Here is a 14,828-nt window from a genome sequence, read left to right on the forward strand (position 1 = left end):
CGCCGGCATCGCGGTCAGGCGTAGGCCAGCGGCAACGCCGTGGTCAGCTTGATCTCCTCCATCGCGAAGTTCGAGCTGACGTCCATCATCGGCACGGCGCCGATCAGCCGCTTGTAGATGGCGTCGTAGCTGGCGATGTCGGGGACCACCACCTTCAGCACGTAGTCGATCTCGCCGCTCATCCGGTAGACCTCGACGATCTCGGGGATGTCGGCGACCGCGCGGGCGAACTGGCCCAGCCACTCCAGGTCGTGGCGGTTGGTGCGGATGCGCACGAACACCGTGACCCCGACATTGACCTTGGCGGCGTCCAGCAGCGCGACCCGGGCCCGGATCACCCCGGACTTCTCGAGGTTCTGGATGCGCCGCCAGCACGGCGTGGTCGACAGCCCCACCTGCGCGGCGATGTCGGCGAGCGCCAAGTCGGCATCGACCTGGAGAAGGGAAAGAATTTTCCGATCGACGTCATCCATGGAAATGAATTCTACAGTTTGGAAGAGTGATAGGGAAGAAGGCAAACCGATTCCCGGTGGAACAGGTATCCTTGCCCGCAGGTTGGAAGCGCGTTCCGCACGGAGGAGGGATCCCATGAACCGGCTGTTCACCGAGCATCCGCAATCGGTCGGCGAGAGCTACACCGAGCATATGGGGGTGGCCTTCGGCTTCGGCTGGCGCATGGTGCTGGCCGGCCTCGCCTGCCTGGTGCACGCGGTGCTGCCGTTCCTGTTCGTGAAGACCGGCAGCCGGACGATCTCCGTCCTGCACGACCGGATGGTCGCCAATAGGGTCCGCAAGCCGATCGCCGAGCCGGCCGGGGGGCGCGCCGCGGCCTGACCGCTCTCAGTCGTCGAAGATCGACAGGTCCAGCGGGTAGGATTCGCCCAGGAACATGACGTGGGCCGAATGGTCGGCCCGTGCGTCGCCCGAGTTCGGGTGGACGAACACGTCGAGGCCGCCGCGGTTCAGCGTGAGCCAGGGAACGATCTCGCCGAACTGCTCCGGCTTGAAGGCGATCTGATAGCTCCACATCGGATGCGGGCCGACCGGCCGCTCGTGGAACCGGCCGAGTTCGGCGTCCGGGAACCGGCCCGGGATCCGTTCGTACAGTGCACGGGCGGCGTCGCGCGTCGCGGCATCGAAATAGACGTGGGCGTGCCAGCCCTGAATGACGTCGGTCATGTGTTCGGTCATCGGATCCTCCCGCGGGGAGTATGCGCAAGCGATCGCCCGCGGTCACCCCGTCGCTCATCGTCGTTCCCCGAGATCGTGCGATCGGCGTGCCGGCGGGTCCGGCACACTGTTTTGCAGAGTCCCTCTTTCCGTGCTCGCCCACTCGTTGCTTCCTAGAGGTGTCTGCGGGGCCGGATGGTCCGTCCCCGCATGCCTTCGAGGGGAGACAAGTATGACCGAGACTTCCTTGCTCGCTTCTATTGGACCGATCCATGCCGGCGTCGGCGAGCGCCGCAGCACTCTCGAGACGGTGTTTCCGCTGTTCGACCAGGATTTCCGGGACGCCGGCCTCGACCTGCAGGTGACCACCGACTTCGAGCACTTCAACGGCGTCGTCCGGTCGGTCGGCAAGTTCGTGCCGAACGCGTTCGACCTGAAGCTGAAACCGTTCCGGCGGGGGGACGCGGTCGGCTTCATCGTTCGGGACGAGGCCGGCGTCGTGGCGACCTACGCCGTCAGGCTCTACCGGTTCGGGGTGACCACGCTGGCCGACCATCTGGCGACGCTCAGCCTGTTCTACGCCAACCCGGCCGAGCAGATGGCCCGCGGCGAGCGCCTGATCATCGAGGGGGAGGCGGACCGCTATGCCGCCACCATCGACGACTCCGCCGTGTGGGTCGGGGCGATGTGGGTGCGGCCGGACTACCGGGGCCGGGTTTCCAACCTGCCGACGGTGCTCGGGGTTCTCGGCGGCAGCATGGTCCACGCCAAGTGGGGGCCGCAGACCACGGTGAGCATCGTCGAACGCGGCATCGTCGACCACGGGGTGGCGAAGAAGCGCTACCGGTCGCAGTACGTCCTGGACCGTATCCGCTGGTTCCGGCCGCACATCCCGGACCGCACCGAAATGTTCATGATCGCGAAGGAGTCGGCGGTCACGTTCGAGCAGATCGACGAACTCATCGGCGGGGCGACCAGACTGCGCGTGGGTGAACTCGCCGCGGATCCGGCGGTGGCGAGCGCCTAGGCGGCCTCGTCTTCGCGCCAGTCGGGCGACAGCACCGTCAGCACCCCGAAGGGCGTGCCGTCGAGGTTGTCGCCCGGCCGCCACACCGGCAGGCTGAGCCGGTACCAGGCGAAGTCCCGGAGGCCGTCGCTGGCCAGGACCGGCCCGCGGCAGCGTTCGAGCCGGGGCAGACCGGACCGCAGGACCAGCTCGCCGGTCCGGGTCACCGCCTGCGCGAGCACCGGGTCCGGCACGACACTCTGGACGGTGTTGCCCTGGAAGCCGTTCCAGACGGTGCGGTCCCAGGGGCCGGTCCGCGAGCTGCGGTACCGGTCGAACCGGAACGTAGCCCCGGCCGGTACCATGACCTTTACGCTGCGGTCCGGGCAGTCGCGGGTGATCGCGGTGTCGAGGGTCGTCGACAGCACCCCGCTGCTGGCGCGCCACGCGTCCGCCACCGCGCGGATCTGCGGATCGCCCAACCCCCAGATACGGTCGAGCGAGTACGGGATCTGATGCAGGATCGTGGTGTCGGTGCTGCCGGCGACCTGGGTCCGGACGTGCTGGGCGAACCGGACGACCTGCCGGGGATCGGCGCTGGTCTGGTGCTGCCACTCCTGCCCGTCGAACACCTCGACCCGGAGCAGATGCAGGCTGTTGGCCCGCGACTGCCGCTCGATCGCGTCGACCATGGCGTCGAAGGCGGCGGCATGGACCGACCGGGCGTCGAAGCCGAACTCCGAATAGCCGGCGATCTGGATGATCCGGACCCAGCCCAGGGTGTGGAGAGCGTACGCGGCCACGTCGTCGCCCAGGCGGCCCAGGCGATCCTTGATGTCGACGAAGACGCCGGTCCCGTCGATCCAAAGCGTTACGATGGTCGCGAAAGACTGCATCCGCAGCGCCCAGCGGTCCCCACAAAACTGCCCGTTTACCATGCCACGACAGCGGCGTCGCTCCAAGAGTCCGTTTTGTTTCAACGATTCGCGCATACCTTGTGGCCCGGCTTGCACGGCGCGGGTGTTCCGGACAGACTGCCCCGTCAACGATTGCCGTAGCTGATTCGAAGAGGCCGCCGGCGCATGAGGAATTGCCTGTTGCTCGCCGGACCCGCCACCCAGCCGGAGCGGCTGCTGGTGTGTCTGGCGCGGCACCCCGAGGTCACCACGGTCTCCGACAAGCATCTGAGCCAGCGTCTGTACGGTGCGGCCCGTGCATCCGTGCGGGAGTGCCGGTCCGCGGCGACCGACGACCGGCGCGTCGACCTGGTCAGCCACGGTCGGGCGGAGGGCGGGGCCGAACTCATGCGGCTGTTCGGGCAGGTGCGGGCCGCGGCCGGTGCGTCGGTCGTCATCCTGCACGACCCGGACGGCCCGATGTTTCCGTTCCTGGAGCCGCCGCCGGTGTCGCTCCTGGTCCTGGTGCGCAGCGCGGAGTCGGCGGCCGCGGTGATCGGCGCCTGCGGAATCGAGCGGGTGGTGTCGGCCGCCCGGGAGGCGCTGACGGCGTTCAGGACCCGTGTCGGGGGGTTCGGGGTGCCGGCCGACCGGCTGCTCACCGTCGAGGAGGACCGGCTGGACGCCGACCCGGCGACCGGGATGGCGGAGGTCTGCCGGATGCTGGGCGTCGCCTCCGACCCGGCGACCGTGGCGGCCATGCTGTCGCCCCTGCCGGACGGCGTACGACTGATGGGGGGCGAGTAGTCCGCCGGTTGCGCGGGCCGGTGCCAGGTCGTATCAGCGTTCCGTCGCGAGGGAGATCACCATGACGCATCACCACCTGGGCGCCAGCCCGGACACCGTGCACTGGGGCTGGTTCGACGCCGCCATGGAGCCGGTCCTGACGATCGACAGCGGGGATCGGATAACCATCGAATCCGTGTCGGGCGGGCCGGCAAACCTGCCGGGTGAGGGGTTCCACGTGCCGCCGGAGCTCTATCGGGTGCACGAGAGCGTTCCGCGCAAACTGCCGGGGCACATCCTGACCGGCCCGGTGGCGGTCCGCGGCGCCCAGCCCGGCGACGTGCTCGAGATCCGGATCCTCGACATCCGGCTGCGCCAGGACTGGGGCTACACCTTCGTCCGCCCGCTTGCCGGCGCCCTGCCGAACGACTTCGACACTGGCGAGCAGATGATCGTCGCGCTCGACCGCGACCGGAACGTCGGGCGGCTGCCCTGGGGGACCGAGCTGCCGCTGCGGCCGTTCTTCGGGGTGATGGGGGTGGCCCCGCCGCCTGCCTGGGGCGTGATCTCGACGATCCAGCCGCGGGCCCATGGCGGCAACCTCGACAACAAGGAGCTGGTGCCGGGCACCACCCTGTACCTGCCGGTGTTCGCCGAGGGCGGCAAGCTGTCGGTCGGCGACGGGCACGGCGTCCAGGGCGACGGTGAGGTCTGCGTCACCGCCATCGAGACCGCGCTCGAGGGGACCTTCGAGGTGGTGCTCCGCAAGGACCTCGAGTGGACCTATCCGCGCGCCGAGACCCCGACCCATCGCATGACGATGGGGATGGACGCCGACCTGGACGACGCCGCCAGCCATGCCCTTCGGCAGATGATCGACTGGGTCACCGCGACCACCAACCTGTCGCGCCATCAGGCGTTCATGCTGATGAGCCTGGCCGCCGACGTGCGGGTGACGCAGCTCGTCAACGAGCAGAAAGGCATCCACGTCATGCTGCCCAAGTCGGCGCTCGGCGACGCCGGATAGGCGTCGTCGTGCCGTCAGCGGGCGGTAATGCGGGCGAGCGCCCGGCGACCGGCGTCCAGGACGTCGTCCAGATCGTCGGGGTCGACCTGCGGGTAGTGCTTGACCAGCCACTCCGGCGCCTCGAACGGGGTGTCCCGGTAGCGCTCGTGATCGATCGTCGCATCCAGCAGGCCGACGAGGATCTGCAGCTTGGCGAGGCGCGAGATGCGCTCGGTCGTCATGGGCTCTTCGGTCATAGGCGGCTCCGGCGGCAACCGCCGCACGGTAGCCCGGCCGCGCCCGGATGCAAACCGGTTCAGGCGTAGCCCGCCAGACGATCGCCCCGCCACAGCAGCTCGTGGGCGAACCCGCTGTTCACCGTGATGCCGACGGTGCTCTTGGCGACGATCAGCAGCGTCTCGTCCTCGGCCCCCAGGACGTAGGCGCGGGCGTGGCCGGCACGCTCCTCGATCTCCCATCGGACTGCGCCGCTCGGCCGCAGCCGTGCGACCAGACGGTCGAGGGCGGCGCGGTCGTCCGGCCCGAACGCGCTCGCCGTCCGGCGGCGCGGGAAGGGGATGACGGTACCCATGACGGCAGGCCTCCGCGGTCGCGTTGCGATCGACCGTCCAATGACCGGGAAGAGCGACGGTAACGGCCGGCGGCCGGACCTCGACGGAACGTGATCGACGGTGAGGTGGCCGGACGTCAACCGGCCGGCCGGTTCCGCATGGCTTCCCGGGTTTCCCGGACGACCCCCCGCAGGTCGTCGATGGCGGTCTCCGGCACCTCGGCGCCGGAGCGACGGGACAGGGCTTCCACGGACTCCAGCAGCTCGGCCAGGCGGGCGGCCCCCAGGTTGCGGCTGCTTCCCTTGAGGGCGTGCGCCAGTTCGCTGCAGGTCGCCGGCGTGGACCTGGCCGTCCCGATCGCCTCGACCTGTTCGGGCAAGCCGTCCAGAAACCGGCCGAGCAGATCGTCGAGCGCCCGGGCCGGCAGCATGGCCGCCAGTTCGTCGAGCCGCGACCGGTCCCACAGCGGGATGTCCACCGGTACCGGGGCGGCCGCCTGGACCGGGAGCGGTCCGCCCCGAACCGGGCCGGTGCCGCCGGCGTCCGCCGCGACCCGTTCCAGGACCCGGTGCAGTTCGCGGGCGTCGATCGGCTTCGACAGACCGCCGTCGAATCCGGACCGGTCGATCCGGTCCCGGACCGCCCTGACGACGTGGGCCGTCAGCGCGTAGATCGGTATCCTGCACCCGGACCGGCGCAGGCGCTCGACCGCCCCGAAGCCGTCCAGCACCGGCATCTCGATGTCCATCAGGATCAGGTCGAAGGGTTGTCCGCCGGCGGCCTCGACGGCCTCGGCGCCGTTGCCGGCCAGGGTGACGGCGTGACCGGCTTCCTCGAGGAGCCAGCGGACGATGTCCTGGTTCACCGCGTTGTCCTCGGCGACCAGCACCGACAGCGGGCGGGTCGCGTCCCCCGGCCGGTCGTCGGGGGGCGGTTCCGGCGCTGCGCCGCCGTTCCGGTCCGGGGCCGGCTGCAAGGCGGCCAGCAACTCGTTCGGGGCGAACGGAACCGCGAGCACGCGGTCGAATCCGAGCGGTTCGACGCCGGTCTCGGCCCCCAGCTTTTCCAGGGGCGCGCACAGGACCAGCCGTAGCCCGGATCGCGGGGCAGCCTGGCGGAGGCTCTGCGCGAGCGATGCCGGCGGTTGCTCGGGCCGAAGCTCGTCGAACACGAGCGCGGCGCCGACGGCGGCCGGCGAGCCGTCCGCCGACGCCAGCAGGGTCCGGGCCGGTTCCGGACCGGGCGTCGTCGTGCAGTCGATGCCCCAGAGCGTCAGCTGCTGCCGGATCAGTTCCCGGCGCGCCGGGTCGGCATCGACCACCAGGCACCGCCCGCCGCCCGGCGGGGAGGCGGTGTCGGACGGGCGTTCGGCAGGAGCGATGGCGGTGGTCGCGGCCGGCAGCGGCAGGTCGACGATGAAGCTGCTGCCGCGGCCCGGTTCCGAGGTGGCCGAGATCGTACCGCCCATCAGGTCGGTGAGGCGCCGGCAGATCGACAGCCCGAGCCCGGTCCCGCCGTACCGCCGGGAAATCGAGGTGTCGGCCTGGAAGAACTCGTCGAACAGGTGATCCAGCTTGTGCGCGGGAATGCCGACCCCGGTGTCGTCGACCCGCAGACGGATCCAGCCGGCCGCTCGGTCCGGATCCGGAACCGGGCCGACCCGGACGGTCACGGCCCCGCGCTCCGTGAACTTGATGGCGTTGCCGACCAGGTTGACGAGGATCTGCCGGATGCGGCCGGGATCGCCGAGGCGCGGCGAGAGGATTCGCGGATCGAGCAGCGTGAGCAGGTCGATGCGCTTGGCGGCGGCCTGGGTGGCGAACAGCCGGACCACGTCGTCGGCGGTGTCGAACGGGCTGAACTCGGCCGTGTCCAGCGAGAGCTGCCCGGCCTCGAGCTTCGAGAAGTCCAGGATGTCGTTCAGGATCGACAGCAGGCTCTCGGCGGAATCGCGGGCGGTCGCCACCATCGCGCGCTGGTCGTCGCCCAGCTCGGAGCGGAGCACCCGGCCGAGCATGCCCAGCACGCCGTTCATCGGGGTGCGGATCTCGTGGCTCATGGTCGCCAGGAACCTGGACTTCGCTTCGCTCGCCAGTTCGGCGCTGTCTTTCGCGGTGCGCAGCATCTCCACGACCCGCCGCCGTCCCCACTCGACGCCGATCCATTCGGCCATGACCGAGGCGATCTGCTGCTGCACGCTCAGCGGCGGGCGTCCGGCCTCGTTCGCCAGCATGGCCAGGGTCGCGGCGATCCGGCCGTCCACCCGGACCGGGCGGACGATCGCTGCGTTCGACGTCGCCGGATGCTCCGGGGGAACCAGGTCGCCGACCGTCAGCCCGAGCGAGGCGGTCGCGGCGAGCACCGGGGCGCCCCCGGGACCGCTCGGGCCGAGCAGAAGTCCGGTGGTCAGCCCGCTCGCGGCCATCGCGATTGCCAGGAACTCCTGGTCGCGCTCGCTGTCCGTGGCCCGGTCCGACAGGGACAGTTGCTGCAGTTCCTTGAGCGCCTGCGACAGCCGGTTCTGCCAGGTGACGTCGACGCGGAGCCCGACCGTTTCGCCCCCGGGCAGCCGCGACTCCCAGATCCGCAGCCAGCGCCCGTCGGGGAGCAGCTGCTCGATCGGGCCCGAGGGACTGCGATGGTGCGCCAGCCGTTCGGCGAGCCATCCCTCGCGGCCGCCGGGATGCTGCGTCGCCTCCGGGTACTGGCCCGCCGCAAGGCCGTAGCGGAGGATCTCCTCGAACGTGGCCCCCAGGCGGATCGCCGCCGCGGAGTCCCGGTAGTCGTTGCGGTAGGCCGAGTTGAACAACCGGAGCCGGTCGTCACGGTCGTACAGGGCGAACCCGTCGGGCAACGCTTCCACCGCGTCCACCAGCAGGCGGCGGCTTTCCTCTTCGCGAAGCCGGGCATCGTCGACCTCGTGCGCGGCCGACCGGAGTTCGATCTGGCGGGACGCGATGGCGGCGAACCGGCGCAGCCGATCGCGGTCGGCGGGCGGGAAGTCCCGAGGCGCCAGGTCGATCAGGCAGAACGTGCCGATCCGGTGCCCGTCCCGGGTGACCAGCGGCGCGCCGGCATAGAAGCGGATGCGGGGAGAGCCGGTGACGAGCGGGTTGTCGGACACGCGCGGGTCGAGCAGCGCGTCCCCGATGACCAGCACGTCGTCCTGCAGGATCGTATAGGCGCAGAACGCCTGGCTGCGCGGCGTCTCGCGGGTGTCCAGGCCGACGCAGGCCTTGAACCACTGGCGGTTCTCGTCGACCAGCGAGACCAGGGCGATCGGCATGTCGAACATGTCGCTGGCGAGCGTCACCAGGTCGTCGAAGACGGCTTCCGGCGCCGAGTCCAGGATGTGCAGCGACTGGAGCGCCCGGAGGCGTTCGGCTTCGTTCGGACTGACCGGAGCCTGTGGCATGGTGGATCCGAAACTCCGGGTCGGTCCGGCCGTTGCCCGGTTCTCTCCGACGGCCGCCCGTCCGGCTCCGTGGAACGGCGATGAACTGTAGAGACGGGTAGCCCCGAACTCCTTAACGAACGGTGAAGCGTCCGGGTCCGGCGGCCGGCTATGCCGGCGCGCTCATGATCAGTCCGCCGTCGACCACGATCTCGGTGGCGGTGACGTACTTGGCCTCGTCGGATGCGAGATACAGCGCAGCGTAGGCCACGTCCCAGGCATCGCCCATGTGGCCCATCGGCACCTGGGCGTTGCGCTTGGCGATCAGGGCCTCGGCGTCGCCGCCGGCCCGCTGGCCGGCCAGCCGGACTTCCACCAGGGGCGTGTGCATGAGGCCCGGCACCACGGTATTGCAGCGGATCCGCTCCTTGGCGTAGCTGACGCCGATCGCGCGGGAAAGCTGCACGACGCCGGCCTTGGTGGCGGCATAGGCGTGGATCGGCGAGCCGATGTGCCGGTATCCGGCGACCGAGGAGACGTTGACGATGGCGCCGCCGCCGGTCTTGCGCATGTGCGGGATCGCATGGTGACAGCCGAGATAGACGGTCTTCAGGTTGTGGTCCATCTGGCGGTCCCAGGTGGCCTCGTCCATCTCGGCCACGCCGCCCGGCATCGAGCCGCCGACGTTGTTGTGCATCACGTCCAGCCGGCCGAACCGGTCGACACAGTCGTCGAGCAGCGCCTTCACCGTGGCATTGTCGGTCAGGTCCCCGGATGCGGCGTGGCAGCGCCCGCCCTCGGCCTCGATCACCCTGCGGGTCTCCTCGACGGCCTCGGGGTTCAGGTCGATCAGGTAGACGATTGCGCCCTCGCGCGCATACAGCGCAGCGCAGGCCTTGCCGTTGCCCCAGCCGGGACCGACCGAGCCGGCGCCGGCCACCACGATCACCTTGTCCTGCACCCGTCCGGCCATCGCCGCTTCCTCTCCTGCTGGTGGGGTTGACGGGCGATGCTGGCCGGCGGCCCCGGCCGCGTCAACGCGGACCGCGCATGGCCGCGACGGCGAGCGAGAGCCAGGCCAGGATCAGCAGCGTACCGCCGGTCGGTGCCAGGAAAGTGCCCTGGCCCCAGCCGTTCACGCCCTGGACGTAGAGCGTGCCCGAGAACAGCACCACGCCGACCGCCATCATGACCGCGCCCAGCGTTCCCCAGGCCCAGTGGAAGCGACCCCAGCCGGCCCCGACGGCGAACAGGGCGACGCCGGTGACGGCATGCCAGAACACCGCCGTCCACCAGACCCCGCCCGGATGGGCGATGTCCGGAAGGGCGTGGGCGCCGACCGCGGCGAGGGCTACGGCGGCGGCCATCAGGAGCGAAGCGACGGTCTGGAGTATCCGGGGCATCAGCATGCCGGGACGCTACCATGCCCGCGGTACAGGTCCAGCGGGTAGAAGTCGGCTTGACCGCACGCGTAGAAGTGCGTCAGGCTCCCCGGCGCTATGGGCGGGGTACAGCAGGTTCTCAAGGCGGCGGCGCTGGCGGTCGCGCTGGCGTGGTCGGCGGCCGTCGGGCCGGCGCAGGCCGATGATCGGCTCATCGGGACCGTGAAGACGGCCGAGGGCGAAGTCGCGCTGGTGCGCGGAAATGCCACGCTCGCGGCGGCTGTCGGCGACGACGTGCAGCTGCACGACCGGTTGCGGACCGGGTCCGACGGCTCGGTCGGCGTCACCCTGAACGACGGCACGCTGATCTCGCTCGGGCCGAACTCGCTGTTCGAGTTCAGCGAATTCGAGTACGCGCCGCAGCGCGGGGCGTTCGGCTTCCTCGGCACCATCGACGGCGGCACCATGCTGTATTCCTCCGGCAAGGTCGGGAAGCTGGCGCCGGACCGCACCCGGATCAAGACGCCGATCTCGGTCATCGCGGTGCGCGGGACCCGGTTCGCGGTCGGCCTTCCGGCCGCCGCGGGGAACTAGACGATGTCGGCGCTGAAATTGCTGCGGGCGACGGCCGTGCTGGCCGGCCTTGTCGCGCTGGGGGGCTGTGCGTTCGGGCCGTTCGACACCGATCATCTGGCCGGCGTCGCGCCGCCGGATTCGGCCTTTCAGGCCGCGCTCAGCCGGGAGTACGTGGGACTCGGCGACATGGAGCGGGCCGAGTACGACTGGCCGGATACCGCGCGCTTCTACCGTCGCGCCACGGCGGCGGCCGAGGGTGAACGGGTCGATCCGGAGGCCTTGGACGCCCGCGACCTGGCGCCGGACGACCGGGAGACGCTGGCGGCCGTCCGGGCCCGGCTGGCGGGTGCGCTCGCGCAGGGCGCCAGGGCGTTCACGCCGGACGCCGCGGCCCGTGCCCAGGCCGGGTTCGACTGCTGGATGCAGGAACAGGAAGAGGGGCATCAGCCCGACGACATCGCGGCCTGCCGGGCGCGTTTCGAGTCGGCGATCGAGGAGGTCGAGAAGGGCCTGGGCGGGACCATCGTGGTGCTGCTGGCCGACGCCGACGGCAAGGTCGGAGCCGTCGACCTGCGCACCGATGCCGGTTCGGTCACCCTCGACACCCTGCGCGCCGGCGCCGTGGTCGGCGCCGGGGCGCCGGCGCCGGATCGCGTCGGGACGCTCGGCGAGCAGGACGTGAAGGATCTGTTCGGCCGGGCGCTCGGGGCCGAGCCGCCGGTTCCGGTGGTGGTGCGGCTGTACTTCGAGACCGGATCCGACCGGTTGACGGCCGAATCCCGAGCCGAGCTGCCGGCGCTGCTGGACCTGATCCGCCAGCGCGTCGTCCCCGGGGTCGAGATCGCCGGTCACACCGACCGGGTCGGCGCGTCCAATGTGAACGACCGGCTCGCCCTGCAGCGTGCGCAGCTGGTGCGGAACCTGGTGCTCGAGCTGGGAGTTCCGTCGCGACTGATCAGGGTGGATTCGTTCGGCGAGCGCGACCCGGTTGTGCCGACCGCCGACGGTGTCGACGAGCCGCGCAACCGTCGCGTCGAGATCACGGTTCGCTGACCCGGCCGGGTCGACCATGGTGCCGGTGATGTCTCCGGCGGCCCGGAGCGCCTAGTATCCCGCATGGACAGCGCCAGTCCCCAACCGTTCAGCATCGAGACGGAGTCGGTCGCGAGGCCGCTGCGGGACCGGTTGGTCGCGGCAGTGCTGCTCGGTGCGCTCGTGCTGGCGTGGTTCGGCGACGTGACCCCGCTCCAGGCTCTGCGGCTGTGGGGGTTTGACGCGGCGACCGCGCTGCGGCCGTCGATCACGCACCGGCCGACGGTGCTGGTGGTGGACATCGACGACGCCAGCCTGACCGAGGTCGGGCAGTGGCCGTGGCCGCGCGACATCCTCGCGCGCATGGTCGAGCGGCTGGCCGATGACGGTGTCGCGGCGGTGGTGCTGGACATCCTGCTGGCGGAGCCGGACCGGCTTTCGCCCGGGAGGCGCAGCGTGCCGGAGGGCGGCTCCGGCAGGACGCCACCGGCCGCGACCACCGACCACGATCTGGCATTGGCGGCCGCCATGCGGGAGCGGCCGGCGGTCTCGGCGGTCGCCCTGTCGCCGGTGCCGCTGCGCGACGATCGGGAGCCGATGGTCGGCAGGGTGGCCGTGCGCGGTGCCGCCCGCCCCGAGGGGCTGCAGCGGGCGGCCGGCGTGGTCCGGCCGCTGCCGGTGCTGGAAGACGCCGGGCGCGGGGCCGGCGTCGTCAACCTGTATCCGGATCTCGACAGCGTGGTGCGAACCGCACCGGGGGTGGTGGCGGTCGGGGACCGGCTGCTGCCCGGGCTGGCGATCGAGGCGGTCCGCGTCGCCACCGGGTCGGCGAACCTGGTGGTCGAGGCGTCGTCGACCGTCGGGCCGAGCGGGCTTTCGGTCGCCGGCCGACTGGTTCCGACCGATGCCCGGGGGCGGATCTGGGTCGATACCCGCGATCCGGGCCGGATCCCGGTGATCCGGGCCGCCCGCCTGCTCGCCGGCGAAGTGCCCGAGATGGAGATCGCCGGCCGGCTGGCGGTGATCGGTGCGTCGGCGTCGGGGATCTCCGCACCGGTCCGGACCAGCGGAGGCGCCGGCATCTCCAGCTCCGTGTTCCAGGCTCTGGCGGTCGACTCGATCCTGGACGGCCGTGTGATGTCCCGCCCGGCCCTCGTCCCCTGGGTCGAACTCGGTGCCGCCGTCGCGATCGCCCTGGCGGTGATCGCCGTGTCGCCGATGCTGGGGCTGACGGCCCTCGGGCTGGTCGCGGGGGCCGGGGTCGTCGTGCTGCCGACCGTCGCCGCCCTGGCCCTGCTGTCGGCCGGTGCCCTGGTCGACGCCAGCTTCCCGCTGGTGGTGCTGCTGGCGCTGACCGGTCATGTCGCGGTGGTCCGGGTGCACGAGCAGGGGGTCGTGCGTCGGCGCCAGGAAGCGATGCTGGTTCGCCAGGGCATCTACATGCGGCAGGTGGTGGACGCCAGTTTCGACGCCATTGTCACGGTCGACTCGCAGGCGCGGATCGTCACCGCCAACGCCGGGGCCGAGCGGCTGTTCGGGGAACCGGCGGACCGGCTCGTGGGCGCCCGCATCGATGCCCTGCTGACCGGCGCCTGGGCCGATGCGCTCCGGCTGCATGCCGAGGGCGCGCTCCGGGATGCCGTGCGCAGCGGCCGGGTCGTCGCCGCCGCCGTCGATCGTGCCGGCGACGCTGCCGTGCGCGCCGAACTGACGGTCGCCGAGACCGCGGCCGAGGAGCGCGTGTTCGTGATCGTGCTGCGCGACATCAGCGCCCGGCTGGATGCCGAGGCGGCGGCGCAGCGGGCCGGCGAGCGCCTGCGCGACGGCATCGAGCGGATCACCGACGGTTTCGCGCTGTTCGGCCCGGACCGGCGCCTGGTGATCTGCAACGCCCGGTTCGTCGACATGCTCGGCGAAGCCGGGGATATCGCCAGGTCCGGGGCGCGGTTCGACACCATCATGGCGCGCTACGCCGAGACCTCGCGGGCGCCCGTCGACGCGGCCGGTCGGGCCGACGCCTGGGTGGGGGAGCGCATGGCCGCGTTCGTCCGGGCGTCCGAGCCGCGGGTCCAGGAATGCCTCGACGGCCGGTGGTTCCGGATCGACGAGCGGCCGACCGCCGAGGGCGGCCTGGTCGGCGTGTACTCGGACATCACCGAGCTCAAGTGGCGCGAGATGGAGATGACCGAGGCGATGCTGCGGGCCGAGGCCGCAAGCTCGGCGAAATCGGCGTTCCTGGCCAATATGAGCCACGAGCTCCGGACCCCCCTGAACGCGGTCATCGGGTTCGCCGACCTGATGAAGCGCGAGCTGTTCGGGCCGCTCGGCAACGACCATTACCGGGCCTACGTCGCCGACATCATCGAGAGTGGCTCCAATCTGCTGTCGATGATCGAGGCGATCCTGGAGTTCTCGCGCTCCGAGCATGCGTCCCTGGCCGATGCCGAGGCCGTGACGCGGTTGGAGCGGGTGGCCGAAGCGGTGCTTCGTGACGTCGCCACCGTGGCCGGCGACCGCAGCATAGAGGTCGCGGCCGACGTCCAGGACGGCATGCCGTCGCTCGCCGTCGACGGGACCATCCTGTACCAGATCCTGCAGAACCTCGTGTCCAACGCCATCAAGTTCTCGCCGGTCGGGTCGGCGGTCGTCGTCCGGGGCTTCGTCGCCGACGACGGCCGGCCGGGCGTCGCGGTCAGCGACCGCGGGATCGGTATCCCGCCGGACCTGATCGACAAGGTCACGCAGCCGTTCTGGCAGCGCCAGGGACCGCTGGTCCGCGACCACAGCGGGGTCGGGCTCGGTCTGGCGATCGTCAAGTCGCACGTCGATGCCCTGGGCGGCGAGCTGCTGTTCGACAGCGCGGTCGACGAAGGGACGACCGTGACGGTGCTGCTGCCGGCGTCGCGGGCGGTCGCACCGGTACCCCAGTCCGGGTAGTGCGGCGTACCAGCGGTTCTGAAATAAAGAATGCTGATTGTATTTGATGAAACGCTGCTGTTCATGCGTGT

At 71.0% G+C, this 14,828-nt stretch carries 15 protein-coding genes; 7 read left to right on the top strand and 8 right to left on the bottom strand.

The genetic code is table 11. The features are described 5' to 3' along the window. Nucleotides 1-14: 14 nt before the first annotated feature. A complete protein-coding gene (locus IE246_RS19955; protein WP_189992945.1) occupies nt 15-473 on the bottom strand; it encodes an Lrp/AsnC family transcriptional regulator in 459 nt (152 codons plus the stop codon). Between the two features lie 115 nt (nt 474-588). Here IE246_RS19955 and IE246_RS19960 point away from each other — a divergent pair, with 115 nt between their 5' ends. After that, nucleotides 589-834 (top strand): DUF6356 family protein, encoded by a 246-nt coding sequence (locus IE246_RS19960; protein ID WP_189992947.1) that lies wholly within the window; start codon nt 589-591, stop codon nt 832-834. 6 nt (nt 835-840) lie between these two features. Here the strand turns inward: IE246_RS19960 and IE246_RS19965 are convergent, their stop codons facing one another. Beyond that, on the bottom strand, nt 841-1,191 hold the full coding sequence (locus tag IE246_RS19965) for a DOPA 4,5-dioxygenase family protein (protein WP_189992949.1): 351 nt from the start codon (nt 1,189-1,191) through the stop codon (nt 841-843). A gap of 211 nt (nt 1,192-1,402) precedes the next feature. On the opposite strand from IE246_RS19965, the gene IE246_RS19970 reads away from it, so the two are divergent. Continuing rightward, on the top strand, nt 1,403-2,197 hold the full coding sequence (locus IE246_RS19970) for a hypothetical protein (protein ID WP_189992951.1): 795 nt from the start codon (nt 1,403-1,405) through the stop codon (nt 2,195-2,197). Here the strand turns inward: IE246_RS19970 and IE246_RS19975 are convergent. Next, the gene (locus IE246_RS19975) at nt 2,194-3,072 is read right to left on the bottom strand and encodes a hypothetical protein (RefSeq protein WP_189992953.1); all 879 of its coding nucleotides are present in this window, start codon (nt 3,070-3,072) and stop codon (nt 2,194-2,196) included. The genes IE246_RS19970 and IE246_RS19975 overlap by 4 nt on opposite strands. 201 nt (nt 3,073-3,273) lie before the next feature. Here IE246_RS19975 and IE246_RS19980 point away from each other — a divergent pair, with 201 nt between their 5' ends. Together IE246_RS19980 and IE246_RS19985 are read left to right on the top strand one after the other, a co-directional pair. Next, nucleotides 3,274-3,879, top strand: a complete 606-nt coding sequence (locus tag IE246_RS19980; protein ID WP_189992955.1) for a hypothetical protein — start codon at nt 3,274-3,276, stop codon at nt 3,877-3,879. A 61-nt stretch (nt 3,880-3,940) separates the two neighbouring features. Beyond that, entirely contained in the window at nt 3,941-4,885 is a 945-nt protein-coding gene (locus tag IE246_RS19985) for an acetamidase/formamidase family protein (protein ID WP_189992956.1), read from the top strand. A gap of 14 nt (nt 4,886-4,899) precedes the next feature. Here the strand turns inward: IE246_RS19985 and IE246_RS19990 are convergent, their stop codons facing one another. The 5 genes from IE246_RS19990 to IE246_RS20010 form a co-directional block, all read right to left on the bottom strand. Then, complete coding sequence (locus IE246_RS19990; protein WP_189992958.1) at nt 4,900-5,121, bottom strand: hypothetical protein; 222 nt, start codon at nt 5,119-5,121, stop codon at nt 4,900-4,902. 59 nt (nt 5,122-5,180) lie between these two features. Then, nucleotides 5,181-5,456, bottom strand: coding sequence for a hypothetical protein (locus IE246_RS19995; RefSeq protein ID WP_189992960.1), 276 nt, complete (start codon nt 5,454-5,456; stop codon nt 5,181-5,183). 116 nt (nt 5,457-5,572) lie between these two features. Beyond that, nucleotides 5,573-8,851, bottom strand: a complete 3,279-nt coding sequence (locus IE246_RS20000; RefSeq protein ID WP_189992961.1) for an ATP-binding protein — start codon at nt 8,849-8,851, stop codon at nt 5,573-5,575. A gap of 148 nt (nt 8,852-8,999) precedes the next feature. Next, a complete protein-coding gene (locus IE246_RS20005; RefSeq protein WP_189992963.1) occupies nt 9,000-9,803 on the bottom strand; it encodes an SDR family NAD(P)-dependent oxidoreductase in 804 nt (267 codons plus the stop codon). Between the two features lie 61 nt (nt 9,804-9,864). Next, the gene (locus IE246_RS20010) at nt 9,865-10,239 is read right to left on the bottom strand and encodes a DUF423 domain-containing protein (protein WP_189992964.1); all 375 of its coding nucleotides are present in this window, start codon (nt 10,237-10,239) and stop codon (nt 9,865-9,867) included. Nucleotides 10,240-10,329: 90 nt separating this feature from the next. Here IE246_RS20010 and IE246_RS20015 point away from each other — a divergent pair, with 90 nt between their 5' ends. From IE246_RS20015 to IE246_RS20025, 3 genes are all read left to right on the top strand, one after another. Then, nucleotides 10,330-10,806, top strand: a complete 477-nt coding sequence (locus IE246_RS20015) for a FecR family protein (protein ID WP_189992966.1) — start codon at nt 10,330-10,332, stop codon at nt 10,804-10,806. 3 nt (nt 10,807-10,809) lie between these two features. Beyond that, complete coding sequence (locus IE246_RS20020) at nt 10,810-11,841, top strand: OmpA family protein (protein WP_189992968.1); 1,032 nt, start codon at nt 10,810-10,812, stop codon at nt 11,839-11,841. Nucleotides 11,842-11,904: 63 nt separating this feature from the next. Continuing rightward, on the top strand, nt 11,905-14,757 hold the full coding sequence (locus IE246_RS20025; RefSeq protein WP_189992970.1) for a CHASE2 domain-containing protein: 2,853 nt from the start codon (nt 11,905-11,907) through the stop codon (nt 14,755-14,757). Nucleotides 14,758-14,828 lie beyond the last annotated feature (71 nt).

Source organism: Thalassobaculum fulvum, from assembly GCF_014652915.1.
In the GTDB taxonomy this organism is placed as follows: domain Bacteria; phylum Pseudomonadota; class Alphaproteobacteria; order Thalassobaculales; family Thalassobaculaceae; genus Thalassobaculum_A; species Thalassobaculum_A fulvum.